Annotated in this window: 28 protein-coding genes; 16 read left to right on the plus strand and 12 right to left on the minus strand. The window is 58.9% G+C overall.

The window, feature by feature from the left end:
• Window positions 1-226: 226 nt before the first annotated feature.
• Window positions 227-1,102 (minus strand): LysR family transcriptional regulator, encoded by an 876-nt coding sequence (locus tag AA0535_RS11655; protein WP_264816456.1) that lies wholly within the window; start codon window positions 1,100-1,102, stop codon window positions 227-229.
• A gap of 118 nt (window positions 1,103-1,220) precedes the next feature.
• Here AA0535_RS11655 and AA0535_RS11660 point away from each other — a divergent pair, with 118 nt between their 5' ends.
• The 8 genes from AA0535_RS11660 to yghU all read left to right on the plus strand — a co-directional run bounded on the left by AA0535_RS11660 (window position 1,221) and on the right by yghU (window position 7,019).
• Window positions 1,221-1,382 (plus strand): hypothetical protein, encoded by a 162-nt coding sequence (locus AA0535_RS11660; protein WP_158625400.1) that lies wholly within the window; start codon window positions 1,221-1,223, stop codon window positions 1,380-1,382.
• Window positions 1,375-2,010 (plus strand): glutathione S-transferase family protein, encoded by a 636-nt coding sequence (locus AA0535_RS11665; RefSeq protein WP_264816458.1) that lies wholly within the window; start codon window positions 1,375-1,377, stop codon window positions 2,008-2,010. The genes AA0535_RS11660 and AA0535_RS11665 overlap by 8 nt, the downstream gene beginning before the upstream one ends.
• Before the next feature lie 30 nt (window positions 2,011-2,040).
• The gene (locus AA0535_RS11670; RefSeq protein ID WP_304500917.1) at window positions 2,041-3,144 is read left to right on the plus strand and encodes an alkene reductase; all 1,104 of its coding nucleotides are present in this window, start codon (window positions 2,041-2,043) and stop codon (window positions 3,142-3,144) included.
• A gap of 112 nt (window positions 3,145-3,256) precedes the next feature.
• Window positions 3,257-3,931, plus strand: coding sequence for a peroxiredoxin-like family protein (locus tag AA0535_RS11675; RefSeq protein WP_264816460.1), 675 nt, complete (start codon window positions 3,257-3,259; stop codon window positions 3,929-3,931).
• A 67-nt stretch (window positions 3,932-3,998) separates the two neighbouring features.
• Window positions 3,999-4,415 carry a carboxymuconolactone decarboxylase family protein gene (locus tag AA0535_RS11680; RefSeq protein WP_264816461.1) on the plus strand — a complete coding sequence of 139 codons (417 nt, stop codon included), beginning with the start codon at window positions 3,999-4,001 and terminating at the stop codon, window positions 4,413-4,415.
• 150 nt (window positions 4,416-4,565) lie between these two features.
• Window positions 4,566-5,315 (plus strand): SDR family NAD(P)-dependent oxidoreductase, encoded by a 750-nt coding sequence (locus tag AA0535_RS11685; RefSeq protein WP_264816463.1) that lies wholly within the window; start codon window positions 4,566-4,568, stop codon window positions 5,313-5,315.
• A 106-nt stretch (window positions 5,316-5,421) separates the two neighbouring features.
• Window positions 5,422-6,138, plus strand: coding sequence for a glutathione S-transferase family protein (locus tag AA0535_RS11690; protein ID WP_264816464.1), 717 nt, complete (start codon window positions 5,422-5,424; stop codon window positions 6,136-6,138).
• Window positions 6,135-7,019, plus strand: a complete 885-nt coding sequence (gene yghU / locus AA0535_RS11695) for a glutathione-dependent disulfide-bond oxidoreductase (protein WP_264816467.1) — start codon at window positions 6,135-6,137, stop codon at window positions 7,017-7,019. The genes AA0535_RS11690 and yghU overlap by 4 nt, the downstream gene beginning before the upstream one ends.
• Window positions 7,020-7,067: 48 nt before the next feature.
• On the opposite strand, the gene AA0535_RS11700 is transcribed toward yghU, so the two are convergent.
• From AA0535_RS11700 to msrB, 4 genes are read right to left on the minus strand one after another with little or no spacing between them, the layout of a single operon-like run.
• Complete coding sequence (locus AA0535_RS11700) at window positions 7,068-7,712, minus strand: DUF1109 domain-containing protein (RefSeq protein ID WP_264816469.1); 645 nt, start codon at window positions 7,710-7,712, stop codon at window positions 7,068-7,070.
• Window positions 7,699-8,229 carry a sigma-70 family RNA polymerase sigma factor gene (locus AA0535_RS11705; protein WP_255424179.1) on the minus strand — a complete coding sequence of 177 codons (531 nt, stop codon included), beginning with the start codon at window positions 8,227-8,229 and terminating at the stop codon, window positions 7,699-7,701. The genes AA0535_RS11700 and AA0535_RS11705 overlap by 14 nt, the downstream gene beginning before the upstream one ends.
• A 30-nt stretch (window positions 8,230-8,259) precedes the next feature.
• Entirely contained in the window at window positions 8,260-9,051 is a 792-nt protein-coding gene (msrA, locus tag AA0535_RS11710) for a peptide-methionine (S)-S-oxide reductase MsrA (RefSeq protein ID WP_264816471.1), read from the minus strand.
• An 8-nt stretch (window positions 9,052-9,059) separates the two neighbouring features.
• Entirely contained in the window at window positions 9,060-9,521 is a 462-nt protein-coding gene (msrB, locus tag AA0535_RS11715) for a peptide-methionine (R)-S-oxide reductase MsrB (protein WP_062164583.1), read from the minus strand.
• Window positions 9,522-9,684: 163 nt separating this feature from the next.
• Between msrB and AA0535_RS11720 the strand changes: the two genes are divergently transcribed.
• The 3 genes from AA0535_RS11720 to AA0535_RS11730 all read left to right on the plus strand — a co-directional run bounded on the left by AA0535_RS11720 (window position 9,685) and on the right by AA0535_RS11730 (window position 11,515).
• Window positions 9,685-10,308 (plus strand): cytochrome b/b6 domain-containing protein, encoded by a 624-nt coding sequence (locus AA0535_RS11720; RefSeq protein ID WP_264816474.1) that lies wholly within the window; start codon window positions 9,685-9,687, stop codon window positions 10,306-10,308.
• Window positions 10,305-11,054 (plus strand): molybdopterin-dependent oxidoreductase, encoded by a 750-nt coding sequence (locus AA0535_RS11725; RefSeq protein ID WP_264816477.1) that lies wholly within the window; start codon window positions 10,305-10,307, stop codon window positions 11,052-11,054. Before AA0535_RS11720 ends, AA0535_RS11725 begins: the two co-directional genes overlap by 4 nt.
• 107 nt (window positions 11,055-11,161) lie before the next feature.
• Window positions 11,162-11,515 carry a pentapeptide MXKDX repeat protein gene (locus AA0535_RS11730; RefSeq protein ID WP_264816479.1) on the plus strand — a complete coding sequence of 118 codons (354 nt, stop codon included), beginning with the start codon at window positions 11,162-11,164 and terminating at the stop codon, window positions 11,513-11,515.
• A gap of 170 nt (window positions 11,516-11,685) precedes the next feature.
• Here the strand turns inward: AA0535_RS11730 and AA0535_RS11735 are convergent, their stop codons facing one another.
• Window positions 11,686-12,564, minus strand: a complete 879-nt coding sequence (locus AA0535_RS11735; protein WP_264816480.1) for a LysR family transcriptional regulator — start codon at window positions 12,562-12,564, stop codon at window positions 11,686-11,688.
• Window positions 12,565-12,662: 98 nt separating this feature from the next.
• Between AA0535_RS11735 and AA0535_RS11740 the strand changes: the two genes are divergently transcribed.
• On the plus strand, window positions 12,663-13,532 hold the full coding sequence (locus tag AA0535_RS11740) for an NmrA/HSCARG family protein (protein WP_264816482.1): 870 nt from the start codon (window positions 12,663-12,665) through the stop codon (window positions 13,530-13,532).
• A gap of 606 nt (window positions 13,533-14,138) precedes the next feature.
• Here AA0535_RS11740 and arfB read toward each other — a convergent pair.
• The gene (gene arfB / locus AA0535_RS11745) at window positions 14,139-14,561 is read right to left on the minus strand and encodes an alternative ribosome rescue aminoacyl-tRNA hydrolase ArfB (RefSeq protein WP_264816484.1); all 423 of its coding nucleotides are present in this window, start codon (window positions 14,559-14,561) and stop codon (window positions 14,139-14,141) included.
• Window positions 14,562-15,726: 1,165 nt separating this feature from the next.
• Between arfB and AA0535_RS11750 the strand changes: the two genes are divergently transcribed.
• The 4 genes from AA0535_RS11750 (at window position 15,727) to AA0535_RS11765 (ending at window position 21,239) form a co-directional block, all read left to right on the plus strand.
• Entirely contained in the window at window positions 15,727-16,704 is a 978-nt protein-coding gene (locus AA0535_RS11750; protein ID WP_264816486.1) for a DUF1852 domain-containing protein, read from the plus strand.
• Between the two features lie 32 nt (window positions 16,705-16,736).
• The gene (locus AA0535_RS11755) at window positions 16,737-17,768 is read left to right on the plus strand and encodes a methionine synthase (protein ID WP_264816489.1); all 1,032 of its coding nucleotides are present in this window, start codon (window positions 16,737-16,739) and stop codon (window positions 17,766-17,768) included.
• A 674-nt stretch (window positions 17,769-18,442) separates the two neighbouring features.
• Window positions 18,443-19,306, plus strand: coding sequence for a methylenetetrahydrofolate reductase (locus tag AA0535_RS11760; RefSeq protein ID WP_264816491.1), 864 nt, complete (start codon window positions 18,443-18,445; stop codon window positions 19,304-19,306).
• A gap of 565 nt (window positions 19,307-19,871) precedes the next feature.
• The gene (locus tag AA0535_RS11765; protein ID WP_264816494.1) at window positions 19,872-21,239 is read left to right on the plus strand and encodes an MFS transporter; all 1,368 of its coding nucleotides are present in this window, start codon (window positions 19,872-19,874) and stop codon (window positions 21,237-21,239) included.
• 219 nt (window positions 21,240-21,458) lie between these two features.
• Here the strand turns inward: AA0535_RS11765 and AA0535_RS11770 are convergent, their stop codons facing one another.
• The 5 genes from AA0535_RS11770 to AA0535_RS11790 form a co-directional block, all read right to left on the minus strand.
• Window positions 21,459-22,514 (minus strand): DUF5694 domain-containing protein, encoded by a 1,056-nt coding sequence (locus tag AA0535_RS11770; protein ID WP_264816496.1) that lies wholly within the window; start codon window positions 22,512-22,514, stop codon window positions 21,459-21,461.
• A gap of 176 nt (window positions 22,515-22,690) precedes the next feature.
• Window positions 22,691-23,086 carry an MAPEG family protein gene (locus AA0535_RS11775; RefSeq protein WP_264816498.1) on the minus strand — a complete coding sequence of 132 codons (396 nt, stop codon included), beginning with the start codon at window positions 23,084-23,086 and terminating at the stop codon, window positions 22,691-22,693.
• Between the two features lie 448 nt (window positions 23,087-23,534).
• Window positions 23,535-24,071 (minus strand): ester cyclase, encoded by a 537-nt coding sequence (locus tag AA0535_RS11780; RefSeq protein WP_264816500.1) that lies wholly within the window; start codon window positions 24,069-24,071, stop codon window positions 23,535-23,537.
• A gap of 2 nt (window positions 24,072-24,073) precedes the next feature.
• Window positions 24,074-24,808, minus strand: a complete 735-nt coding sequence (locus AA0535_RS11785) for an SDR family oxidoreductase (RefSeq protein WP_264816502.1) — start codon at window positions 24,806-24,808, stop codon at window positions 24,074-24,076.
• 27 nt (window positions 24,809-24,835) lie between these two features.
• Complete coding sequence (locus AA0535_RS11790) at window positions 24,836-25,867, minus strand: polysaccharide deacetylase family protein (RefSeq protein WP_264816504.1); 1,032 nt, start codon at window positions 25,865-25,867, stop codon at window positions 24,836-24,838.
• Window positions 25,868-25,888 lie beyond the last annotated feature (21 nt).

Raw genomic sequence — 25,888 nt, forward strand, 5'->3', positions numbered from 1 at the left:
CTGCCCGTCCGTCAGCCAATACAGGTCTCTCATCTTCAGTCTCCTTGAGGGAGCCTGAATCATATCATGCCGCTTAAATCAATGGGTCCTGAGCCTAAGCCGCCCCCGGAGATTCATCAGAAACCTGCTTCTCTAGCATAGCTGACCAAGGCGATCGCAACGCCAGCCCGCGTCTCTCTCAATATTGCGATATACAGTAGGCGCGCCAAACGGCGGCATCTCGCTTTCATTCCATCAAGCCCTGAACAAAATCTGCAAATTGCCTTGCCTTTGCGGTCGTCATTCTCCCCGTAGGGAAGACAGCCCAAAGGTCGATATCAGGCAAAGACCACGCCGGAAGCAGGCGCGTTACGGCGCCGCTCTCCAGTTCAGGGGCAAACATCCAGTCCGAGGTGATGGTCAGGCCCATATCAGCGAGTATGGCTGCCCGCAGGCCTTCGGCAGCGCTGACCCTGAGACGCCCCGCAACGGACACCGAGACGGCCGAGCCATCCCTGTGAAATGACCAGACATTGGGGAGCTGACTGTAAACGATCGCGTTGTGATCAGCCAGATCGGCAGGAACCAACGGCATGCCCGCACGCGCCAGATAGGCCGGTGTGGCGAGCACCGAACGTTTTCCTGTCGCCAGCTTGCGTGCGACCGCCGAGGAGTCGGCCAAAGCCCCCATACGCAACGAGATATCGACCCCCTCGGCCACGAGATCGATCATCCGGTCATCAAGCAGAATATCCACATCGAGCTGCGGATGCGCATCGAGAAATGCCGGTAGCCGCGGTATGATGTGCAATCGTGCAAATGTCGTCGCCGCCGATACACGCAAACGCCCGGACAGACCGCTCCCCGCACCACGCGCGGCCAGCTCCGCTTCGTCGGCTTCCTGAAGCGCATTGCGTGCGCGTTCATAATATGCCTGCCCTGCTTCGGTGGGTGTAAGGCCATGAGTGGAGCGTATGAGCAGGCTGACCTGCAGCCTCGCTTCGAGCTGTGCCACGATTTTCGACACAGCGGGCTGACCAACATGAAGCTGCCGTGCCGCTGCTGAGAATGAACCCGTTTCGACCACACGTACGAACGTGGTCATCGCCTGATATCGGTCCATCCTATTCCTCCCGGGAATGATGCTTATCGCATTGAGCCATCTGCCATGCCCAGTGAAACAGAGGCAAACCAGACCTGCAACCCGGTCAGCGTCGGGGAAAGATGGAGCAGGCTTCAGGATGATCGTTCATTTCACCAACGCCGTATCAACACGACCGGTGTCGCATTTCATCTCGGCCTATCAGCTCACGGGTGACCTGCCACAAGCCATGGTCGCCGCCCTCCTCCCGGCGCTCTCCGCTCTCCTTGCAAAACCTGATGGAGGAACCGCTCATGATTGAGGTCTACGCTTTCGCGACGCCCAACAGCGTCAAGGTCACCATCGCGCTGGAAGAGCTCGATCTCGCCTATAGGCTACACGGCATCAATATCCGGCAAGGCGAACAGGGTACCACGGCCTTTACGACGCTTAATCCCAACCAGAAGGTTCCGGTACTGGTCGATCACGACGCGAGGGATGAGAAGCTCGTCCTCACAGAGTCTGCAGCCATACTCGTGTACCTGGCTGAAAAAACCGGCCGACTTCTCCCTGCAACCGGGGCCGAACGGGCGCGCGTTTTCGAGCAGCTTTTCTTTCACGCCTCTGCCCTGAGCCCCGCCTTCGGCCAATCGGGTTTCTTCCAGCGTTTCGCCAGCGAGAAACTGCCTCTCGCGATCGAGCGCTTCGACAAAGAGGCAAAACGCGTCCTGCATGTGCTCGACACCTTGCTGGCGCACCGGGATTTCGTGGCAGGCGATCATTTTACTATCGCCGATATTGCCCATTTCGGTTGGCTCTGGCGGCGCAGTTTTCCCGGCCTCACCCTCGATGACACCCCTTATATCGCCCGCTGGTACGAGCGGATTGCGGCCAGACCTGGCGTTCAGCGCGGTATCGCCCGGGTTGAGACGCTCGCCGCCCCAAACTGATCCTTTGCTGATCGCTCTGAGGTTATTCCCATGAACAAACTCTTCACGCCCTTCAATGCCGGGGCGCTGTCGCTCGGCCACAGAATCGTCATGGCACCCCTCACGCGCATGCGGTCGGACCATACTGGCAAGGCCAATGCCCTCATGGCGCTGTATTACAGCCAGCGCAGCTCACCCGGCGGTCTTATCATCTCAGAGGCAACTCCCGTTGCGCTCGAAGGATACGGCTATGCCGGCGCGCCGGGCATCTATGACGACTCCCAGATAGACGGGTGGCGCAAGGTGACCGAAGCCGTTCATGCACGCGGTGCGAAAATTATCATGCAGTTGTGGCACGTTGGGCGACAGTCGCATCCTGATCTGCAGCCAGGTGGTGCAGCCCCGGTCGCGCCCTCTGCTATCCAGGCGGAAGGCGACGCCTACACGCTCGGTGGCCCTGCCCCGTTTTCCATGCCGCGTGCCCTTTCGCTGAAGGAAATTCCTGCGGTGATCGAGCAGTTCAGGGAAGGTGCCGCAAGGGCAAAGCAGGCAGGTTTTGATGGCGTGGAAATTCATGGCGCCAATGGCTATCTGCCAGACCAATTCCTGCAGGACGGTACCAACCACCGCACCGATGAGTATGGTGGCCCGATCGAGAACCGCGCTCGCTTTCTGTTGGAAGTGACCCAGGCAGTCATATCCGTCTGGGGGGCAGACCGCGTGGGTGTTCGCCTGAGCCCAAGTGGCACCTACGGCTCGATGTCAGACAGCAACCCCCAAGAAACCTTCGGTTATGTGGCGGAGCAGCTGGACAGGCTCGGCATCGCCTATCTGCATGTGGTTGAACCCCGCATCAAGGGCACGGAACTCATCGCCGAAAGCGAGCCCGTGGCCGCGCGTAATCTGCGTGAGAGATTTCAGGGCACGCTGATCGCGGCAGGTGGGTTCGACAAAAACAGTGCCGCAGCCGTGCTCGCATCCGGTGATGCCGATGCCGTCGCCTTCGGCCGGCATTTCATCAGCAATCCCGATCTGCCTCAGCGCCTGCGCGAGGACCTTGCTTTGACAGATTACGACCGCTCGACCTTCTACGGCGGCGATGCTCGTGGCTACACCGATTATCCCTTCTTCGACGCTTCGACAGCAGAGCGATAACCACCGCGGTTATTCCACCAGGGAATGACCATTAGTCGCCCCTGCCATCATCCCCCAGGTACGGCGACCTCCTATCGTCAGATCCGTCACCAGATTTCAAGGAAACGAACCCATGACACTTCAGGCAAAGCTCGACGCCTTCAAGACCGATTTCGAAGCCGGAAAGCCCCCCTATAACGTTCCGCATAGCGTCATCGAAACCATGCACCGTGCCACCGCCGAGCTGGTTGCGTCCGGCGCTGCGGAAAAAGCCCTCAAAGCCGGAGACAAGGCACCCGTTTTTACGCTGAACGACCCCGAGGGTGACCCTGTCTCTTCTGCTGATCTTCTGGCCAAGGGGCCTTTGGTCATCAGCTTTTATCGCGGTGTGTGGTGCCCTTACTGCAACATGGAATTGCAGGCCCTCGAAGCGGCACTTCCCTCATTTCGTGAGCTTGGCGCCCATCTGATCGCGATCTCCCCGCAAACTGCGGTGAACAGCCGAAAATCAGTCCGCCAGAATGAACTGCAATTTCCGATCCTGTCTGACACACATAATGACGTTGCCGCGCAGTTTGGCCTTCGCTTCACCCTGCCTGATTATCTGATTGAGCTTTACAAGAATCTCAAGAACGATCTGCCCGGTTTCAATGGTGACGACAGCTGGACGCTGCCTATGCCTGGCCGCTTCGTCATTGGTCAGGACGGCGTCATTCTCTATGCCGAGGTCAACCCGGATTATACGCGTCGCCCGGAACCTGCCGACATGCTTCCTGCCCTGCGCCACGCGACCCAGTCGGCCGACTGATCGCTCCATCCATACCGCCCCGGCTCGCGCAGGGGCGGAGTTTTTCACTGAGGATACGGAGAGAGATATGCGCTCCAATGACATGGGCAGTAGCTTCACACGCCATTTGATGGGTTACGAACAATCCGCCAAGCTCATCGCGGCATCACAGTCAGGAACTTTCGGCGCAGCCATAGCCGGGTATGCAGTCGATCATGTTTTCGAGGACATCTGGACACGTGAAGGGCTCGATCAGGCGCGTCGAAGTCTCATCACCATGACCGTCATGGTTGCGCTGCGCCAGCCCCACGAATTCGGCCTCCATATGGGTTTTGCGCTCGATCACGGTATGAAGCTGAAGGAAATAGAGGAGGCTCTGATACAGATGCTCCCTTATGTCGGCTTCCCCGCCATTTCCGGTGTCATGCCTGTCGCTGCGAAGATCATTGCTGAGCGTGGACTCGACAAAAGCGAAGAGTATGAAGGCCATCGCGGTCTGCTCTGAGTCCTCACCCAAGTACTGTACCCTGCCGGTAGAACGGGCCTCGTCTCGCGCTCCCGATGACATCCAGCCTGCGGCGTTCACGAACCTCTCTGCGCCCCTCTCGCGCTTCGTGAGTACTTCACGGCAATCTGCCTTCGAAAAGGAACAGTTATGACGAAACTGCATCGAAAAACGGCCCTTGTGACCGGAGGAAGCAGCGGGCTCGGGCTTGCCATCGCAACGCGTTTCATCGCTGAAGGCGCATTTGTCTATATCACCGGTCGGCGACAGGCCGAGCTTGAGCGGGCTGTAGCGGCATTGGGCAGTCAGGCCGCCTCTATACAGGCAGATGTCAGTCTTTCCGGCGATATCGAACGCATGGTGGAAAGGATACGGCGTGAACGTGGGGCTATCGATATCCTGGTCGCCAATGCCGGTATCGTTCTGCCTCAAACACTCGAACAGGCAACACAAGCCAATTACGATCGGACGTTCGATATCAACGTGAAAGGCCTGTATTTCACGATCAGCAAGGCACTTGGCCTGTTGCGGTCTGGCAGCTCAGTCATCCTTGTCTCATCCATCGCTGCCAATAAGGGTGTGCCTGGCTATGGCACATACAGCGCAAGCAAGGCTGCAATACGCAGCCTGTCCAGAACCTGGACGGCCGAACTGGTCGAACGCGGCATACGGATCAATACCCTCAGCCCCGGGCCGTTCGACACACCAATCATGGACAGTCAGGCCGATACGCCGGAAGGTGCCGAAGCCGTCAAGCGTCAATGGGCTGCAGCCGTGCCCATGAAGCGATTGGGGCGGCCAGAGGAACTTGCTGCGGCCGCGCTCTTTCTGGCTTCTGATGAAAGCAGTTATGTTGCAGGCATTGACCTCATTGTCGACGGAGGAGCGGCCGCGGTCTAGGGCTCCGTGATCACCACAGGATTGCGATCACCAGTACGGTGGAGCGTCAGCAGGACCCGCCCATACTGCCAATCAGACTGACATGGTTTCGCAAGGGTGAGCTATCATGATCCGTTTTTATTTCCATCCCACGCCCAACCCGGCGAAAATCGCCCTCACGCTCGAGGAAACCGGTTTGCCCTACGAGGCCATACCGGTCGATACCCGCAAGGGTGATCAGCATGACCCGGCGTTTCTCGCGATCAACCCCAATGGCAAGGTGCCTGCCATTATCGACACCAAAGGTCCTGCGGGCCCGGCAACACGCGTGTTCGATTCCAATGCAATATTGATCTATCTTGCTGAAAAAACCGGGCAATATCTCGGAACCCCCGCGGACCGGCCTGAATTGCTGTCATGGTTGATGTTTATCGCATCCGGGCTTGGGCCTTTTTCCGGTCAGGCCGTGCATTTTCAGCATGCAGCGCCCGCCGGGCTGGACTACGCCGTCAATCGGTACAGGCGCGAGGTCGAACGACATTACACAGTTCTCGACCAGCACCTCACGGACCGCCGTTACATCGTGGGTGATACTTTCACGATTGCCGATATGTCTGCCTGGGGCTGGCTGGAGCGTGCGCCCCGTGTGCTCAAGGAAGATTATCCGCTCGAGCGCTGGCCTGCACTTGCTCGCTTCATGCACGACATCAATGCCCGCCCGGCCGTGTCGCGCGTACAGGCGCTCATGAAGAGGCACGCATTCAAGACAGATATGGACGATCAGGCACAACGAGCCCTCTTCCCATCCAATTTCCCTATCCACAATCGGGAGCAGCGCTCATGACCGCTTCGGAAAACTATACACCGCCCAGCGTCTGGACATGGGACAAACAGAATGGCGGCAAATTTGCCAGCACCAATCGCCCTGTCGCCGGGCCGACGCATGAAAAGAACCTCCCCGTAGGGCATCACCCGCTCCAGCTGTACTCACTGGGTACGCCCAATGGGGTAAAGGTGACGATCATGTTGGAGGAACTCCTGGCCCTGGGACATGAGGGGGCGGAATATGATGCCTGGCTGATCAATATAGGGGATGGCGATCAGTTCGGATCGGGCTTTACAGCCATCAACCCGAATTCCAAGATCCCGGCGCTGGTCGACCAAAGCGGGGGCACTCCCCTGCCCGTCTTCGAATCAGGATCGATCCTGCTTTATCTCGCCGAGAAATTCGCGGCATTTTTGCCTCGGGATGTTCCATCGCGTACGGCCTGTCTGAACTGGCTTTTCTGGCAGGTCGGCAGCGCACCCTATCTCGGCGGCGGCTTTGGCCATTTCTATGCCTACGCCCCTGAGAAGATCGAATATGCAATCAACCGGTTTGCCATGGAGACCAAACGCCAGCTGGACGTTCTCGACCGGCAGCTTGCCAGGCATAAATATATAGCAGGCGACACCTATACAATCGCCGATATGGCGATCTTTCCCTGGTATGGCGGCCTTGTTGAAGGCTGGCTCTATAATGATGCTGCACAGTTTCTGAGCGTTCAGGAGTATTCCCATGTGCAGGCGTGGTCAGCCCGGTTGCTCGAACGCCCTGCTGTCCAGCGGGGCCGAATGGTGAACAGGCTCTCAGGCCCGCTCTCTTTCCAGCTTCGCGAACGCCATGACAGCTCGGATTTCGAGCTTAGAACGCAGGACAAATTGCCGAAAGACAGCGCGATCTGATCGCTTCCACCCCGCCGCATCGGGCGATGCACCCCGCATCGCCCGGAACTACCAGCGTATCAGCCACGGCAATACCAGACGCGTGCTGCAGGCCACCAGCGCACAGGCCAATGAATACCAGACGACGAGATAAAGCGGGTCATCAAAGGGGCAGGCAAGAGCAAAGACGAGCGCACCAAAAGCCGCGCCGGCAATGCCAGTGACCCACGCCGTTCCGCGCACATCAACCGGTGCGCCGCGGCGCACGATAACACCCAGCGCGAGGACAGCCGGCAGAGCTAGCTCTACGATCTTGCGTGCACAGACCATGCCGTGCGCCGGATCAAGCCTGAGCCATAAAACCTCTGGCCCAGCCTGAAGCGCATCCACAAGCCAGCCAAGGGCAAAAAGAACAAGAGCGGTCACGCCCAGCCAACGCAGCCCCTGCCGGGGCGAACGCGTTGGATCGAGCGAGACCAGCGCCGAAGCGCCGCCCAGCCCGACGATCAGCAGCAGCCCGATTGCCTTCCACCAGAAGCTCATCATGTGCATGGCATGGGGCATGTCAGGGCGCATCAGGCCAAACCCGAGCACTGCACCAATCTCGACCCCGGCGAGAACCGCGAGGGTCAAGGCATCGCGCCAGGGCGAGCGCCTCCGGACGGGGCGAAGATCGGTTACAAACTGCTCGATCAGGGGATCATTCACCATCATTGCCTCCCATCACCAGAGTGCTCATACGACTCAACCCACGATGGATATTGACCTTCACCAGCGTCGCGGATTGCCCTGTGCGACGTGCTGCCTCCTCTATGCTCAAACCCTGCAACTTCACCAACCTGATCGCTTCTGCTGGCCCCGGCTTCAACTGCGCCAGAAGCTTTTCCAGTGCATGAGCCGTGGTCACCTGTTCCTCGTGATCGCCCACAGCCACCGTCTCATCAAGCAGGGTCGTTTGTGTACGTCTCGCGGCCCGGAGGCGATCAATCCATTTGTAACGCGCAATGGCCGCAATCCACGGGCCGAATTTCTGGGAAGGATCGAAGGTGTGACGCTTCTCATGCACCGCCATAAGGGTGTCCTGCACGGCGTCATCGACCATTGAGGGCGGCAGGCGTTTGAGGAAAAAACGGCGCAACCATGCCTGCGCCTCGCCCAGGACCAGGCGATAAGCCTGTGCATCTCCTGCTTGCGCGGCCTCCATCCAACGGCTCCAATCCGCTTCTGTCAAAAATCTGCTGCCTTCATGCGTGATCGGAGATCATTTCCTACCGCTATCATTTGACATACGTAAAGACCCAGGCGCCGTAGAAAGTGCGAGGACTGGCTCTGTCCGCCAGCTTGCCGGAAAGCTGGCACGCAGTGCGTCCAGCCGCGGGGCATCATAGGTCTCGATGTAGATATTATGCGGATAACGCGCGGCAAAATTCTGATGCTCTCTTTCCGCCCCGGTAAACGCCTTGTCAGGCTGAACATGCGTTGCGATGGGCTGGGCAAAGATATGGGCGGCATCAAGCTGCGCGATATAGGCCTCTGCCTCGCGCGCCTGTTGCGCTGTGCGCGTGAAGATGACGGATCGGTATTGCGGCCCCGTATCGGGGAATTGCTGGTCGATCTGCGTCGGGTCCAGTGCCACGGTGAAGAATATCCGCATCAGCGTGCCAAAGCTGACGAGGGTGGGATCATACTCAACCTCAACCGATTCCGCATGACCGGTATCGCCTTCGCTGACGCGTTCATACTGGGCCGTGTCACGCGCACCGCCGTCATATCCGGCTCGGGTGGCTGTGACGCCTCGCACATGCTGGAATATGCTCTGCACCCCCCAGAAACACCCTCCCGCAAAAACGACGCTGGATGGGGTCATCCCCGGACGGGAATCATCGGGGGGGGCCGTCATCTGCCCGATGGGTTTGTCGTTACCGGTCTTTGCCACGATAACGGGCTCAGGCAGGGTCGGATAGGCAGACGCCCTTGAGGTAGCCTCGTGCAGAATTCCATAAAGGCTGAATGTGGCGAGCGCGACGCCAAGCACGTTTTTTCTGATCATCATGCGAACTTTCAGACTGGCCTGAAGGTAAGGGCTGCGCCGTTCATGCAGTAGCGCAATCCGGTCGGTTGGGGACCGTCATCAAAGACATGGCCAAGATGACCACCGCATGTCGCGCACCGTACCTCCGTGCGCTCCATGCCAAGACTGTCATCCCCACGCTCCTGAACAGCATGGGGCAGCGCTGCCGTGAAACTTGGCCAGCCTGTCCCGCTTTCGAACTTGCTGCGTGAGTCAAATGCCGGCGTTGCGCAGCCTGCGCAGGCAAACCGCCCCTGTCGGTGTTCGTTCAGGAGCGGGCTGGACCAGGGTGCCTCTGTGCCAGCCTCGCGCAGAATCTCGAATTGCTCCGGTGTGAGCAGGCGCCGCCATTCAGCAGCACTATGCGTCACGGGATAAGGTTCTGCGCCCCAGGCGCGGCCCGACAGAGCCAGACAGACTGAAGCAAGGCAGAATTGTCGACGCGATGTCATGAACTTCGCCCTTTTGCTGAATTTCACACCATCCTTCGTGCTGCACCGCGCAGAGGTTACGGGCAGTCACACCGTTTTTTTTTCAGCCCGTGCTGTAACTTTTAGGGGCCTGCGCACGAAGGAAGCTCTGCCAGCCTCCAGAAGACTCAGGGAACGAACTGCCATGTCACGATCGCGACGCGCGCCCGCACCGATCATACGCCTCACCCATTGGGCAGGCGCGCTTGCCATGCTCGTCATGATCGGTAGTGGCTGGCAGATCTACAACGCCTCCCCTATCCTGCCTTTCGAATTCCCCGCTGCCATCACTCTTGGAGGCTGGCTTGGCGGCGGCATTGCCTGGCATTTTGCTGCCATGTGGGTGCTGATGGGGGCGGGGCTGGTTTACGTTGTGTATGGCGCCGCTAGCGGGCATTTTCGCAACGACCTGCGCCCCGCAGGACCGCGATCTGTGGTGAGGGATATTGGGCAGGCCCTGCGCCTGAAGCTCTCCCACAAGGCCGGGCACTACAACGCCGTGCAACGTGCGCTCTACACGGGCGTGCTTGTGGTGGCTGTGCTGACGGTCACGACGGGCCTTTCGATCTGGAAGCCCGTGCAACTTGGATGGCTGACCTGGTTGTTCGGAGGCTACGACATTGCCCGGTGCATCCATTTTGCCATGATGAGCCTGATTGTGGGCTTTCTTCTACTTCATGTCGCGCTTGCCCTGATGGTGCCTGCCACCTTGTGGGGCATGGTGTTCGGGCGACGCATGCCAGATAGCGACAAGGAGAGCGCATCATGAGCCCGCCGAAAATCGACCGCGCCGGTGTCGCGCCTGAGTTGCGCAAGCTCGAACGCAGGCTCTTCCTGCGGAACAGTCTTTCGCTTGGTGGGCTTTCCCTGCTGTCAGGCTGCGCACTGGACGATAATGCGTCGGTGGAACACGCCCTCAGCCTGATGTCACGTTTCACCGACCGGGTGCAGGCGCTTCTTTTCAGCCGTCAGCGCCTCGCAAGGGAATTTGACCCGTCACGCATCACACATCCCTTTCCATTCAATGCCTATTATGACGAGAGCGACGTAAGGCTCGTCGAGACTTCATCCTGGCGGCTGGAGGTGAGCGGGCTTGTTTCAGACAAGAGCCCCTGGTCGGTCGCCCGGTTTCGTACCCTGCCGCAGAAAAGGCAGATCACGCGACATATCTGCGTGGAGGGGTGGAGCGCTATCGGAGATTGGTCGGGGGTTCCGCTCTCTGTATTCCTGCAACATGTCGGGGCCGATCTGCGGGCAAAATATGTGAACTTCCGCTGTTTTGATGATTACAGCACGAGTATCGACATGGCGACGGCACTTCATCCGCAGACAATCATGGCGCTGGATTTCGGCGGGAACCCTCTCCCACCCGCCTATGGCGCCCCGATGAAGATCCGCATCCCTACAAAACTCGGCTATAAAAACCCGAAATATCTCGCCTCCATCGAGGTTACGAATCATTTCCCGGGCGGATATTGGGAAGACCAGGGATATGACTGGTTCGGCGGTTCATAAAAAAGCACACAGGCATGTAACCTGCGGCAAAGCTGAGGCGAAAGAAAAGATATCGGAAGCTGGCGCGTCCATTTTCCGATCCTTTGAACCGATCCAGGAATGTAATCATGTCTTTTCGTACACTCGCACTTGCCTGTGCCTTTTCTTCGACAATGCTGCTGGGAGCCCCTGCCTTCGCTCAGGACACCATGTCACAAGGGACGATGTCGCAGGGCGCTATGGCACATGACAGCATGTCCCACGGTGACATGTCCTCCGACAGCATGAAGAAGCATGCCATGACGAAGGACGAAATGGCGCCCCACGGGTTGTCGAAGCAGTCCATGAGCAAGCATGGCAGCATGATGAAGTCAGAGGGTATGGAAAAGAAGAACAAAATGGGCAGTGCGATGAAACACGACCCGATGGAACATGACGCGATGAGCAATGACTCGAAAGGCGCCATGGCAAAGCCGAACTGAGGGCCTTACGCCTGTGGTCAAAAGCCACAGGTCGACCCTTCCGGGGCGTAATCGGGCTCTGATCCTAGCGAAATGTCAAACAGCGTCGGGGCGACGGTAGGCTAAGATCATGTCAGATAGCGTTCGCATTCGCTGCGGATAAGCTGTGTCCCACGGGAGGATATGGGCGATTATCCTGTCATATGTGCGCGCAAAGCATCAATAAATACCCGGACCTTGGAGGAGAGGCTCCGATGCGCTGCGTAGACGGCATGTACCTCCACCGTTTCCGCTTCATAGTCGGGGAGTAGTCTCACAAGCCTCCTCTTCTCGAGTGAGGGGTTTGCCGAGAAGGCAGGCAAACGTCCTACCCCTCCCCCGCTTTCAAGAACCACCTGCAGGACGGCGGGCTCCGGGATGACGGATCGAACTGCGACGGGTATGCGATGCTCGCACCCCGCGCTATCTTTGAAACGCCAGATCGACGGTTGATCGGTCCACCCAAGCAACTCGTGATCGGCCAGGTCCTGCGGCGTTTGGGGCGTACCCCTTTCTGAGAGATGGGCCGGGCTGGCACAGGGCCATAATTCGATCCTGCCCAGTTTGCTGGCGATCAGGTCGGAGTCGGGCATGGCCCCTATCCGGATTGCCACGTCGACATCCTCCTTCGCCAGATCGACGATCCGGTTCTCGGCCTCAAGATGAACGCGCAGATCAGGGTAGTCTCGCAGAAAATGCGGCAGCATCGGCGCCACCAGCCCGATTGCGAACGTCGTTGCCGCGCTGATCTTCAGAACGCCTCGAGGTTGCCCCGTCACTCCATCGAGGGCCGCGGTAGCCTCATTCAGATCGTCCATGACGCGTCTAGCATGGATCAAGAGTATGCGCCCGGCCTCGGTCAGTCTGAGGGCATGCGCGCCGCGTTCGAACAGTTTCGCCCCGATTTCCCTCTCCAGACGGAACAGAGCCCGGCTGAGCGAAGATTTAGGCGTTCCCGTGACGCGCGAGGCCGCACTGAGGCTCATGGTCTCTGCGATGCGCAGAAAGCTCCCGAGATCATCTGAGTTCATGGGCTCGTGTTCCATATATGGAACAAGACGTCTACGATGACGCAGCTGCCCTGTCCAACGGGAACGGCTTATCGTGCCCCTTCAGTAAGGGGGCCGAGATGTCAAAACCAGTCATTCTGATTACGGGCGCGACCGGACAACAAGGCGGAGCCACGATCCGAGAGATGCAACGTCGAGGGCATTGGCACATGCGCGCGCTCGTCCGGAGCCCGCAGACGCCAAAAGCAGTCGCTCTGGCAAAGCACGGGGTTGAGCTCGCCCATGGTGATCTGGACGATGAACATTCCCTGCGATTGGCGCTTGACGGGGCAGAAGGCGTTTTATCTGTCCAGTCGCCCATGAAGATCGGTCCAGCCGGTGAGGAGCGACAGGGGAAAACGCTCGCCAGCCTCGCCAAGAAGAGTGGCGTGCGGCACTTCGTGCAGTGCTCCGCAGGCGGGGTTGAGCGACGGAGCGGCGTTCCCCATTTCGAGAGCAAATGGGCGATTGAGCAGCACATTGCGTCACTGAACTTGCCGGCTACGGTTCTGCGTCCAGCGGCCTTTATGGAAAACTTTTCGAGCCTGATCTTTCGGATCACTATGCTGTCCATGATGAAGACCTATCTGGGGCCGGATCAGGCCATGCAGCTTGTCTCGGTGCAGGATGTCGCCTGGTTCGCTGCAGAGGCGTTCGAGAAACCCGATGAGTACCTTGGTCGGGCCATGGAGCTTGCAGGCGATAGTGTGACGTGCCGCTCCGCAGCGTCGTCTCTCAGGCGGACAGGTATCCGCCCTGCCCGCGGCTTTACGATCCCCTCTGTCATGCGAGCGCGCCTGCCCAAAGACTTTCGTCTGATGTTCGAGTGGATCGCCCGAGACGGGTTCAAGGCTGATGTCTCCGTTCTGCGGCGTGAGAACCCGGCATTATTGACTGTCGAGGACTGGGCAAAGCAACGCGCAAAGGCTAGCCGTCGACGCCTCTCATAGTCTGATGATCGGGTCAGGTCGGGCGACAATGCGCAGCGAGATGAGGTTGCAGATTAGCAAGAATTGGTGGGCTTACTTGAGCTTTTTCTCTCCGTTCTTCCTTTTTACGAAGGTGGATTTGGTCGGCGCAAAATATCGAATCATGGCCTTATCGTGCAGGTAGGCTCGGAGGAATTTTAAGCACGCGATTTCGTCAGCAGAACCAGACAGTTTTGCCTATCGGTTTTTTTAAGGGTAGCCCTCTGGTTCAGGTCGCGTGCCGCAAGAATTTTCCGTCAAACAGTGGATGTCGGTCCCGAAACGATAAGCGCAGTTGCTCTCAAGACCTGCCCTCGAAATCAATGATACACGTTCGAGACAATCCTCTGCATCTGTGAGGCGGAAGGATGATCGTACATTTAATCCGACTCTCCTTGAGGGCGGCACAGAGTGGATGCGTTGAGCGAGCAGTCCTGTGAGGGATATGATCCACGCTTCTTACACCAGATTGCAGAGTTCCTGCCGCTATCATCGACCGCATCGGCAGGATTGTATGGACAGCAGTCTGATTACTTTTTAGCGCGTGTATTCAAAAACTGGATGCTTTCGCGAATTCGGCCGCGGGTCTCAGTCCTCGCGAGGCGCAGCCCGCCCGCGCTTGATCCCCGCGCGATGGGATTTGCCATCCATCCGGCGCGCGCGGGCCGCTCGCCCCGGGCGCGTGGGAACCCGGAACGCCTGACGGTGGGCGGCTTCGCGGATCATTGTGATCAGACGTTCGATTGCGTCCTCGCGATTGCGGATCTGCGTGCGGAAGCGCCTGGCAGTGATGACGACCATGCCATCTCGCGTCGCCCGGCTCCCAGCAATTTCCAGCAATCGCAGGCGCACCCGTTCAGGCAGGGACGCGGAACGCGCGGCATCGAAACGTAGCTGCGCTGCGGTCGCAACCTTGTTGACGCTCTGGCCGCCGGGCCCCGACGCCAGAATATAGCTGATCTCAAGTTCATTGTCGGCAAGAGACAGGCCGGGGAGAATGGGGATTGCCATGAACCGCCCCATAACATATCGCACCGCGAAATACCCGCCTTTGCTGCGCGCGAAACCTTCATTGCCCCCTTGGCATGGGCATAGGAAACGGCCCCGCAGCCAGCTTGTCACGGTAGCCGCAAGGGTCATGAGACGCTTCTCAAGCGCGGTGGCATGCTTGCAAGGCTATCGCTCTAAGAGAAAAGCGGGGCTTCCCCATTTCAACGCCGGATCGGAACGGCGGTCGGAGACAGCTGCTGACATCCTGCACCACCCACTGGGTACCCTACTGAGGCATCTGGACCTGCGTGCCACGCTACCCGACCCGCTGCGCCTGACTTCACCGAGCATAAGCGTTGAAGCCACGGCGCACCTGCGAGAAGACGACAGCGAGTTGCCTCAACAAATCATCTGGCCGGATAACGCTCGGCGCTTACCCAGCCACGTATACCGAGCGTGCTTCTACTCTAAGGAGCTATACCTCATGCATGAATGGTCTTTTCAGCAAGCTACCGAGCGGAGGCCTATTCCCTTGAAGTAGGCCCCGGTTCGGTACGGCCTGTACTTGAACTCGCTACCGGGTCGAACGTTTCTGGCCTTACGCAAAAGGAGCTCTCGGTATGGACCGGAATTTAAACCGCGCGATACGAAACTTGGGCAGGATGCTGGTCAGGTTCATGCACGAGCTTCTCGGCTCGCGCTTTTGAAAACGTGAGCAGTCTACCGTCAGGGTATCGTCGCGGCCCATCCAGACATTCGTATGTAATCGGGACGATGACGGTGTGGGGCTCTGGGCGATGTTTCCTCCAGACGCGCCTGTTCACACCAGTGTCGTACTGTGAAAACCCGCCGCAGGTGTGGTGGCTCAAGCTAGACCGAGATCAAAACCCTATCATCGCATGGGAACCGCATCTGCAGGCTGCGAGAAACTGTGTGATGGCCCAACGAGGTGGGTCGTAGGCGCGTTTGCGCCCTTGTCGGGCTCATTCTGAGAGCGACACGTAACCTCAGGTCCATCCTCTAGGCTTCAGCGATGGATAAACATGCATGTAATTCATGTTTAAATAAGATCAAATCATTTGTGTTCATGATGTTGGTTCTTCGATAAGGATGCCTCGCTCGCACCGCGCGGCGGCAAAAATTTCGTGGCGCGGAATACAGGATCCAGCAGGGGTACCCGCCCATCATGTCCAGAGATTTCAGTTTCACGATAAAGACGCTCCGTTTCGATGAGGATTATGCCCCAACTTCGGGCACGCGTCTGACAACGAATTTTGCCAATCTCGCCCGTGGCGAGGCCCGTCAGAGCAATTTGCGCGCCGCCCTGAGCATGATCGATCGACGATTCAACGATCTCGCGTGCTGGGATAATCCGGAGGGGCATCGATACGCGGTTGAGCTCGATATCGTCTCGATCGAGCTGGATATCGTGGGCGCGGGAGAGAGCTTCCCGGCAATCGAACTTCTCAAAACCACGATCAACGACCGCACCACAGCCAGACGCCTTGAGGGCATCGTTGGCAATAATTTCTCGTCCTATGTGCGCGACTATGATTTCAGCGTTCTCCTGCCGGAACATAACCGTGGCCGTGACGGGTTCTCCGTGCCTGACGATTTCGGCGTGCTCCATGGCCAGATTTTCCAGGCCTTCATCGCCTCCGATACCTATAGGAACCACTTCTCGAAGCGACCTGTCATCTGTCTGAGCGTGTCGGAGAACAAGATATATACGCGCACAGCCAATCAGCACCCGGTCCTGGGTGTGGAATACACACCCAATGAGACCTCTTTAACGGAAAGCTATTTCGGAAAGATGGGCATGCAGGTGCGCTATTTCATGCCGTCAGGATGCGTCGCACCCCTCGCATTCTACTTTTTCGGCGATCTGCTGAACGATTATACGCCACTCGAACTCATCAGCACCATCAGCACGATGGAGACATTCCAGCGCATCTATCGTCCGGAAATCTACAACGCGAATTCCGCTGCCGCTGGGCGCTACAAACCAAGCCTGCGCCAGAGCGACTACTCGAATACCCGCGTTGTCTATGACCGCGAGGAGCGCACGCGCCTTGCTGTCGAGCAGGGCCAATTTGCAGCTGAGCACTTCATTGCGCCGCATCAGGACCTTCTCAAGCGGTGGTCGACCCGAAACGCTGCCTGACCCTGTACCTGAAAGACCGAAAGCAAGATCACATGACCAAGCTCCTCCCCACGGCCACCGCTGGCAGCCTGCCTAAACCCTCCTGGCTCGCCGAACCCGAAAAACTATGGTCCCCCTGGAAGATGGAGGGAGAAGCTCTCGTGGAGGCAAAGCAGGATGCCTTGCGCGTCTCTCTGCTCGAGCAGCAGGTCGCCGGCGTCGATATCGTGAGCGATGGCGAGCAGACACGACAGCATTTTGTCACAACTTTCATCGAACACCTTGCCGGTGTCGATTTCGCGAAGCGCGAGACGGTCACGATCCGCAACCGGTATGAGGCGAGTGTCCCGACCGTCGTGAGTGCCGTGTCGCGCGAAAAGCCGGTTTTCGTCGAGGACGCCAAATTTCTGCGCCAGCAGACCAAGGCGCCGATCAAATGGGCCCTCCCCGGGCCAATGACCATGATCGATACGCTGTACGACGCCCATTACAAGAGTCGTGAGAAACTGGCTTGGGAGTTTGCGGCGATCCTCAATGCCGAGGCAAAGGAGCTGGAACAGGCGGGCGTGGATATCATCCAGTTCGACGAACCCGCGTTCAACGTATTTTTCGATGAAGTCAATGACTGGGGCATCGCGACGCTGGAACGCGCGATCGAAGGGCTGAAATGCCAGACGGCGGTCCATATCTGCTACGGCTATGGTATCAAGGCCAATACCGACTGGAAAAAGACGCTTGGCCGCGAATGGCGCCAGTACGAGCGTACCTTCCCAAAGCTCCAGGCTTCCAATATCGATCTCGTATCGCTGGAATGTCAGAACTCGCATGTGCCGATGGAATTGATCGAGCTCCTGCGCGGGAAGAAGGTCATGGTCGGGGCCATTGACGTTGCCAGCAACCGCATCGAAACACCCGAAGAGGTTGCCGCCACGTTGCGCAAGGCTCTGCAATACGTCGACGCAGAAAATCTCTGCCCATGTACCAATTGCGGCATGGCCCCGCTCTCGCGCAATGTGGCCAGAGGCAAGCTGCAGGCGCTCGCTGCTGGCGCAGAGATCGTCCGCAAGGAACTGGTCTGCGCCTGACGCGTCCCGATCGGGAAGGAACCTTGTGTGGCAGCCCTCATGACTGCGGGATCCGTACTGTCACACCGCGCGCCGGCCCCGTCTCCGGCAGGGCTCGTGATGCGGTCCTTTGGAGCTTCTCCTGTCCGGTTGTCAGCCCGCTCGTTCCACAGAGCCAGGTGATCTACGGAAATGTTGCGGGCGGTTCTCGATTGGGGCGCCGGTTGGGACAATCCGCCCTGTCGGCGAGGGCCAAGCAGTGGTGAGAGGGACCTTGATTGCAGTCTTCATCCGTTCCCTCACACGCCGTGGCAGCTATGAGGAGGCGAGCGTCCTGTCTTGAGAGGCCATGCTGCGCAAGAGTGGTCACGGTAAGAATGACGGCCTAAGAAACGAGCGCTCATGTCCTGTATTTCGCGGGTCATCCTGACAACACTCTGAAAAGACCGTTCCGGGAAAATGAAGGAGTACCGCTACTCGTGGGAGCAGATACCACCCTTGCCACAGAAAAGGGTGAGCCGGTCCTAGCAAAAGTTCGTTTCAACCTCACGGATCACGAGTATGCGCTGCGGCATAACCCCGGAATCCTGCCGTTCCCGCATCATGCTTAGATCTCTGGTCGCGTTGCTGCCTGACGTACGCCGTGAGTACGGTTGATAATGGCGCTCAGGGGACATGAAAACTGTGAGAAAGCGATGAAGCCACGAAACATCGGGAAACAGGCCGCACGCAACCTCCTGCACGGCTACTCGATAGAGGTCATGCCGCGCGCCATGGCGGGAAACGGAACGGCGGCACGCGGCTTCGAGGCAGTTTTGCCAGAGGGGCTCGATGCGATGATCCCCCATCTTTCGACGACCGACGATGAATCACGTCTTGCAACGGCACAAAAACTGCACAGTCTCGGCATCAATCCTGTGCCCCATTTTGCGGCACGTCGCGTTTCCTCCACTAAGGAGATCACGGTGGCTCTGCATCACCTGGTCACCCAAACACAGATCGATGCCTGTTTTGTCATAGCCGGTGATCCGGCTTTGGTCTCAGGCCCCTTCCAAAACAGCCTTTCTTTGATTGGCACCGGCGTGTTCGAGCGGGCCGGTATCCGGAAACTCGCGATCGGCGGCTATCCGGAAGGCCACAGACACATGACAGCCGCAGAGGCCTGGCAGTCGCTCGAAGCAAAATGCCGGGATATCACTGAGCGGGGCATGTCACCCGAGATCATCACACAGTTCTGCTTCGACTCTCGGGCGGTTCTGACGTGGCTTGCGGCTCTCAGAGAACGCGGCATTACTTGCCCCGTTCGCGTGGGCGTCCCCGGACCGGCCACGATAGGCTCTCTGATACGCTTCGCCGCAGCCTGCGGCGTCGAAGCTTCGACCTCTGTGCTCGCGCAGTACGGAATTGCCATGGGCAAGCTTCTCGGGACAACAGGACCGGACAGGCTGATCGATGATCTGGCAGAGGGGCTTGGCAGCGCGCACGGTGCCGTCAGCCTGCACTTTCATCCATTCGGCGGGATAGAGTGTCTGATGAAATGGCTCGGCCATTATCAATAACGCCCGAGGGTTCGCCCTGGGTGCGACCCCAAGAGGGAAAAGCTCAGCATTCAGAAGTACCCGTCAGCGGGAGCTCGACCGCCTTCTTCTCGACGCTCTGGTGGGTATAGTGCGTTGTCCGCTCTCCCTCGCGACATACATGAGGTTCAAGCGTTGCTTCGCCCTTATGCTTCGGCGCGTTTTCGAGGGTTTTTGTGCGATGCCCTTTGCCCACCACCTGCTTACCGTTTTCCATCTCCTACGCTTCGACCCTCACTAGAATACCTGCCGCGCTCTCCTCTCGCGTCATCGCCAAGTGGACATTGAGTTCTACGCGGGGGGATTCCTGCCTCTGAGCATTGTCATCAAGAGCACTTTCATGCTGTTCTGAAAACGAAATGATAAACGGATCCGACCCGTACGCGAGATACTTGGCTCCCTTGTCGGTCCGCCTGTTTGTTTCCCGGTTTGGACTTAGCGACGGCCGCGCCCTGCTCCGCACCTTCGCTATCTACGCAGCGCGGGAGTTCAAAACGTCACTATTAACGGATGGGCGGCATGCAATGCCCAATGAAAGTGCTGCTGCATGATTGATACCGCATCACGCCGGTCCAGGGCGCATCCTGCGGGCCTGTATTTCATCGCCGCTGCCCAGGGTGCCTGGTATTTCTCCCGCTACAGCACTCAGGCGATCCTGGTGCTCTATCTTGCTCACGTCGTTTATACCGCGCCCGCGGAGGCTGCCTTTCCCGGGGTCAATGTCCTGCGGCACCTGCTGTCATGGGAGGCCCAGACCAGCAATCCGCAGGCTTTGGCCTCAACCACGATCGGGTTGCTGGCACTGTGCATGATCCCCACCCAGATTCTCGGCGGCTTTTTATCCGACCGTTATCTCGGTCGGCGTCGGGGCGCGTTAACAGGCCTTGTTTTCCTGACTCTCGCGCCTGTTTTCTGGTCATTCGGCACGAGCTTCATTCTCGCCCTTCCCTGCTTCGTCCTCGGTCTCTCGCTCGCCGTGAACCTGTTTGCCCAGGTGGGAGATCTGTACAGCGACGACGATCCTCGCCGTCCCGACGCCTATCAGCTCATGTCGCTGGTGCAGGAAGCGGCAGTCATCATAGGCCCGACCTTTTGCGGTTGGCTGGCTGCGCGCTATGGCTGGCATTACGGGTTTGCTGCGGCAGGCAGCGTCATGCTGACGGGAACGGTCATCTATTTTCTGGGGTGGCGCCATTTGCCCTCGCCCACCGCGACTTCTCCTCAAGCAGGAGGGCGTGTTTCCGCAGGGACGCAAGTCAGGGCATACCTTCTCCATACCATGCTCAGGATCGGGGGGCGTATTGCTCTCCTGATCCCCATGCTCGCCATGATTTTTGTCTGTAACGAGCAAATTTATGACACCTATCTCATCTGGGGCGAGCAGCATTATGATCGCCATCTCTTCGGCTGGGTGTTCCCGGCAAGCTGGCTCATGTCGCTCGACGCGGGAGTCAGCTTCATCACCCAGATCATGGCGATTGCGTTTTGGCGCTTCTACACGAAACGTCGCGGCGCCCCGAGTGAATGGGGCCAGATTGTCAGTTTTGGCGTGCTCGGACTGCTGGCGCCGCTCGTCTTGGCTTATGCCTCTGTGCTGCATACAGGATACGGGCAAATCGGCATGCCATGGGGGCTGATCTTTCACTTCATCAACGATCTGGCCATGGCGACGATCATGCCGATCAGCCTGGCCCTTTTCATCCGGATGGCACCCGACAGCGCCAAGAGCATGGCCGCAGCCGCCTATGCGCTGGTAGGGCGTCTTGCGGACATCATGGCAGGGCAGATAGGCCAAAATCTGCCGGGGTGGGGATCGACGCGTTTCTGGCTGCTCCACACTGCGATCATGGCTGCTGGCGTTGCCCTGCTCATCATCGCCCGACCGCTCTACGCGGCAAAACGCGAAATTTCGTAGCAAGATCGTATGAATTAGGCCTGGAACCGTATGATCAGAGCACGTTACGTCAAAACGACGATACCAGTCTTGCGTGCGGTCCCAGCCCGCGGGGTCACGCCAGCACTGCCAGGCGACTTCTCGAGCACAAATTGGCTTCGAATGGTGAGGCGCTTCAACAACGGCGTCGACCATACACCGTGACCCATGCAGAATGTGTCAGGCATCAGGCGGGTATCGTCATTGCAGGACGGTCTCTGCATCGACCAGTTCGACATCGCGCATCTGACTCAGATAGGCTTCATCATAGGCTTTGTGCGACGCGCCGACGATAACCAGAAGACGCATCCCCGGTTTACGAGCCAGTACTTCGCGCATATTGGCGACCATCCGCAGGTTGCGCGTCTCCCAATAACCCACATAGTGGCGCCCATAGCCCTCGGGTGAAGGGTCCTTCAGCGCCGCGCCCCAGTCAGACTGATAGGCGATCTTCCCATAATCCGGCCGGTTATACGCACGATAGACATTGAGCAATCCGTCGGGCGTATCGAGCGCAGCGTACAACTTCTTGTCTTGGTCCATGCGCACTCTCGTTGCCGGATTATCCCAGGCATGTTGAAGCGCAGCCCCATAGGCTTTGTCATCCATAGGGATCACGAGGTCCCGCTGGTCGTCGATACTCCATAATCGCTCCAGCCCTTCTCGTGCCGCAAGACGGGCTGCGAGCAGTCCGGTCTCATTCCTGCGCGAGGCAAGGCCATTCAACTGGCTGACGAGCGCTTGGGTAAGGCCGTCCAGCGCAACCTGCTCGTTGCGAGGTAGTTGAAACCACTGCACAAGCGCCGAGCCAGGCTCCCCTGCCGCAAGAAAAAGCAGTGCAAGATGACGTCGCTGGGATGCATTAGGCTCGCGCGGCCACGAAGCCAGAACACGATCTATCGCTCGTGTCGCCGCGATCACATCGAGCCCTGCGGCCTTCCCTGCAAGGACCGGGTCAGGACAGTAATGCGCCACGGCATCGGCCTGGCGCTCCAATTCGTGACGCATCGCCTCGCAAAGAAGACCGGGACTGGTCTCGGTAGCGATCGCGTCAGGATGCCAGTGCGCGAGCCGCGTTAACAGAGGCTCCAGCATCTCCGGATGGAAGGATTGAGGCAAGGTGGAGAGATGCGGCGACCCGAGGACAAGGACCTGACCCGGCATGCCCAAGGGGCGGTCCGTCATGGCACCGGGATGAAAAGCTGGGATGTAGGGCTCGGCGTTGCAGGGCCTGTTCGAGGCGGCGAGTACCGCCAAGCTAATCAACGCAAACTTGAAACACTGCGCTGGATTACCTTTGAAAACCGCCGAGGCGTCCTTCACCGCTATCGCAGTCTGGCTGCAACGTTTGTCGCTGTCGGAGACAACCGACCGAACGACCGAGCTTGAATCCCCGCGTGCAGCCTTGAAAGCTGTCAACTTGCCGCACAGCCTCATCCCGATACGAGGGCCCAGCTTGTCAGGAGCAGCCCGGCGAGCGAAACCATGAAAACAAGCGTCCGGACCACTGGTACACCGGCGGCATAAAGCGGCAGGTAGAGGATGCGAGCGGCAAGATAGATATAGCCTCCCCACTCGGTCTTCCATCCCTGATGACCGGCTACGAGCGCGCCAAGCATGGCGGTCACGAAAAGGGGCAATGTCTCAAAGAGGTTCGACTGAGCCCGTGAGAGGCGCGCTGGAAACGGAGCGAGGGGCGGCATCTCGCCGTCGCGCGCGCCCATGTTCCACTTCGTACCGTATTGCCGCGTCTTGGCGGCTCCTGCCCAGAAGATGTTGATGAGGGCAAGAAGGATTAAACCTGCGAGAACATAGAATTCCGGGTGCATCGCTTACCTCAGGATGAGTGAAATCGGCCAGTCCGTGCCGGGTTGCTGCGATCATTCGCCATGGCGTAACGTCGCAACGGGCGGGTCGTATGGCCAGGCGTCATCGATTTTCCAACGCGACATCAATTCAGGCGCGACCGAAACTTACGGGCCATCGTCATCACCCCGGTTCGATCCGCAACCGAAAACAGGTCCTTGCATTCACCCTATGCCTCGATCAAGGCCGTACGCAAGAACTGCGTGACCGTGCCCCTCGGGTGCCCGGAGAGTCCTCTCCAACGTCAAGGATCGCGCGTCGACCCCTCATCCGCCAGTCTCGCCCCTTTTGCGCGTCACATTAGGCGCTCAGGTGAGGCTGGCCGGAAAGGCGCCTTCCCCAAAGCTCTCATGCGGAAGCCCCTTTTCCCACGAGAGCATGGCTCATATTTTTTGCATGCGGTTGTCGCGCTCATGGAGCGGCTTTGACCAGGCCCATCTCGCTCAAGAGCGTGAGATTGTCCTCCAGATGCCAGTTATCCGTGATCCTTCCCTTCACGATCTTCAGAAGGTCCGTCGCAATGAAATGGACGGGCTGGCCGTGGCCAGGATGTCCATTCATCGTGCCGGTAAAATGCCCATCGAAATGCATATGCACCGTCACATAGGGCCCAGCGACGATCATATGGGTTACCGTGACCTGCAGATCGGGAATAGCTCCGAGAAACTGACGGGCGGCAAGGGCCGGGCCTCGTGGCCCTGCGACACGTCCCGGCGGGGGCGTGTGGTCCACGAAATCATGGGCAATGGCGCGGTCCAGAATCGCCTGATCTCCGGTATTCCAGAAATCGTAGAACGCGCGGGCGGCCTCGAGCGTAGCGCTCGCAGTTATCGGATCCTGCGCAGCAGGGGTTTCAATACCGCCAATCTTTGCCGGAGTGCCGGGAGGCGCTGCCATGACGACCGGGACGGTCATGACGAGCGCAAATGCCATGAGAAAACAGCGCATGATCAGCCAATCGCCCCGCCACCATCGACCCGCACCGACGAACCGGTGGCAAAGCCATTGCTCATGAGAAAGATGATCGCCTGGGCGATATCCTGTGCAGTACCGATACGGCGCGCCGGCAATTGGGCCGATACTCTCTCAAACATGCCGTGACGCTTCGCCTCGTCCATCGCCTGCCACAGGGGCGTGTCGATAAGCCCCGGCGAGACCGTGTTGACGCGCGCAGGCGCAAGCTCGAGAGCGAGGCCGCGCGCAAGCCCCTCAAGTGCCGCATTGATCCCGCCCTGCAGAACCGATGACGCGGAGGGACGTACGCTCAGAAAACCCGATACGAATGTGAGACTGCCTTTTTCGGCCAGTTTCGCCGCTCTTGCCACGTGATAGGCGCCCCAGAACTTGCTCTCAACGGCGCTGCGCGCCTGATCGAGCGGCAAATCACGTACTGGGCCGCCGGGCGTCTGGGCTGCGGAGACCACAACGTGATCCCATTCCTCCTGACCCGTAAAAAATTTTTCCACGGCCCCAGCGTCCCTCGTGTCCAGAACGGCCGACCCGGCCTGCCCCTCAAGCGTTTCCATTGCAGATGCGAGCCGCGTCGCGCTTCGGGAGGCAATCGTGACACGAGCCCCAAGTGCCTGCGCCGAGAGGGCGGTTGCGAGACCGATCCCCGAGCTGCCGCCGACTATCAGAACGCGAGCGCCCTTCAGGGCATGAGCATCGTTCGTATTGGTGGTCATTATGTAATCTCCTGCTGATCTGCCAGGTCAGGCCAGGGGGCCTGGAAGTCCTGTTTCGAGGGGGGAGCCACGCTGAAGCACCGGGGTCTGGCCGGTGGTCGCGAGGGCATGACGGGCGATATCGTCCTTGCGGGCAAACCAGACACCCGGCTTGCTTCGCGCATAGGTGAGGAAGCGATCGAGCGCCCGCACACGGCCTGCATGACCGGAAATGCGGTCATGCAGACTGACCACCATCATGCGTCGACGTGTTGCGCCCTCTTCGTAGAGCTGGTCGAACTCATCCCTGAGAGCCTGCTCGTACGCGCTCGGGTTCCATCCCTGGAACGGGAAGGACACAATGTCATTCATATGAAACGTGTAGGGAACAGTGACGAAGTCACGTCCGCGCACGGGGATAATGAAGGGCTCGTCATGACTTGGCTCGTCGATGTGATAGACGAAGCCCAGATCCTGGAGCGTCTCCAGAATATGAACGGAATTACGCATCCAGTAGGCGTTCCAGCCTACGGGTTGTTGCCCGGTGATCCGGTGAATGGTCTCGACGCTGCTGGCGATGAAACGCTTTTCCTGATCGGGTGGCAGGAGATACGAGTTCTGCCAACTCCGGCCATGCGCTGCAGCTTCATGCCCACGCCTGACAATCTCCCGGGCGAGGTCGGGCGCGTTCTTGACGGCATCGCCGATCATGAATGCGCTGAGCTTGATCCCGTGCCGGTCCATGAGGTCCAGAAGCCGCGGAATGCCCTCGTAATGGCCATAGGCAAAAAAGGCGTTTGTCGGGAGGTCAGGCACGCCTGCGGCCACCGCCTCTGGAATGACGCCACCAGCGCCCGAAATCGGCTGCCCACCGCCCTCGTACATGAGTGACAGGCTGATCGCGAGACGCGCATCGCCCGGCCAAAACGCTTTCTCACCATCTGCGGCCCGAGCGGGGCTTGCCGATGTGCTTGACGCCGCAAAGGCTGCGCCGGCAGCTACGCCGCCTGCCATCATCAGCCCGCGGCGCGAGAGCATGGGTGTGGCAGGCATGTGCGATACTGGGTGAAACTCAGCCATGCTATCTCCTCTCTCTGGCTC

The organism is Asaia krungthepensis NRIC 0535, from assembly GCF_025995175.1.
Lineage (GTDB): Bacteria > Pseudomonadota > Alphaproteobacteria > Acetobacterales > Acetobacteraceae > Asaia > Asaia krungthepensis.

Coding starts and splice junctions, on each gene's coding strand:
- yghU (WP_264816467.1), top strand. CDS start 6,135: ATGACCGCTTCGGAAAACTATACACCGCCCAGCGTCTGGACATGGGAC.
- AA0535_RS11785 (WP_264816502.1), bottom strand. CDS start 24,808: ATGACCACCAATACGAACGATGCTCATGCCCTGAAGGGCGCTCGCGTT.
- msrA (WP_264816471.1), bottom strand. CDS start 9,051: ATGATGATCAGAAAAAACGTGCTTGGCGTCGCGCTCGCCACATTCAGC.
- AA0535_RS11680 (WP_264816461.1), top strand. CDS start 3,999: ATGCGCTCCAATGACATGGGCAGTAGCTTCACACGCCATTTGATGGGT.
- AA0535_RS11730 (WP_264816479.1), top strand. CDS start 11,162: ATGTCTTTTCGTACACTCGCACTTGCCTGTGCCTTTTCTTCGACAATG.
- AA0535_RS11780 (WP_264816500.1), bottom strand. CDS start 24,071: ATGCGCTGTTTTCTCATGGCATTTGCGCTCGTCATGACCGTCCCGGTC.
- AA0535_RS11775 (WP_264816498.1), bottom strand. CDS start 23,086: ATGCACCCGGAATTCTATGTTCTCGCAGGTTTAATCCTTCTTGCCCTC.
- AA0535_RS11735 (WP_264816480.1), bottom strand. CDS start 12,564: ATGAACTCAGATGATCTCGGGAGCTTTCTGCGCATCGCAGAGACCATG.
- AA0535_RS11690 (WP_264816464.1), top strand. CDS start 5,422: ATGATCCGTTTTTATTTCCATCCCACGCCCAACCCGGCGAAAATCGCC.
- arfB (WP_264816484.1), bottom strand. CDS start 14,561: ATGGCAATCCCCATTCTCCCCGGCCTGTCTCTTGCCGACAATGAACTT.
- AA0535_RS11790 (WP_264816504.1), bottom strand. CDS start 25,867: ATGGCTGAGTTTCACCCAGTATCGCACATGCCTGCCACACCCATGCTC.
- AA0535_RS11725 (WP_264816477.1), top strand. CDS start 10,305: ATGAGCCCGCCGAAAATCGACCGCGCCGGTGTCGCGCCTGAGTTGCGC.
- AA0535_RS11665 (WP_264816458.1), top strand. CDS start 1,375: ATGATTGAGGTCTACGCTTTCGCGACGCCCAACAGCGTCAAGGTCACC.
- AA0535_RS11670 (WP_304500917.1), top strand. CDS start 2,041: ATGAACAAACTCTTCACGCCCTTCAATGCCGGGGCGCTGTCGCTCGGC.
- AA0535_RS11685 (WP_264816463.1), top strand. CDS start 4,566: ATGACGAAACTGCATCGAAAAACGGCCCTTGTGACCGGAGGAAGCAGC.
- AA0535_RS11720 (WP_264816474.1), top strand. CDS start 9,685: ATGTCACGATCGCGACGCGCGCCCGCACCGATCATACGCCTCACCCAT.
- AA0535_RS11760 (WP_264816491.1), top strand. CDS start 18,443: ATGAAGCCACGAAACATCGGGAAACAGGCCGCACGCAACCTCCTGCAC.
- msrB (WP_062164583.1), bottom strand. CDS start 9,521: ATGACATCGCGTCGACAATTCTGCCTTGCTTCAGTCTGTCTGGCTCTG.
- AA0535_RS11660 (WP_158625400.1), top strand. CDS start 1,221: ATGATCGTTCATTTCACCAACGCCGTATCAACACGACCGGTGTCGCAT.
- AA0535_RS11755 (WP_264816489.1), top strand. CDS start 16,737: ATGACCAAGCTCCTCCCCACGGCCACCGCTGGCAGCCTGCCTAAACCC.
- AA0535_RS11765 (WP_264816494.1), top strand. CDS start 19,872: ATGATTGATACCGCATCACGCCGGTCCAGGGCGCATCCTGCGGGCCTG.
- AA0535_RS11740 (WP_264816482.1), top strand. CDS start 12,663: ATGTCAAAACCAGTCATTCTGATTACGGGCGCGACCGGACAACAAGGC.
- AA0535_RS11700 (WP_264816469.1), bottom strand. CDS start 7,712: ATGATGGTGAATGATCCCCTGATCGAGCAGTTTGTAACCGATCTTCGC.
- AA0535_RS11655 (WP_264816456.1), bottom strand. CDS start 1,102: ATGGACCGATATCAGGCGATGACCACGTTCGTACGTGTGGTCGAAACG.
- AA0535_RS11750 (WP_264816486.1), top strand. CDS start 15,727: ATGTCCAGAGATTTCAGTTTCACGATAAAGACGCTCCGTTTCGATGAG.
- AA0535_RS11675 (WP_264816460.1), top strand. CDS start 3,257: ATGACACTTCAGGCAAAGCTCGACGCCTTCAAGACCGATTTCGAAGCC.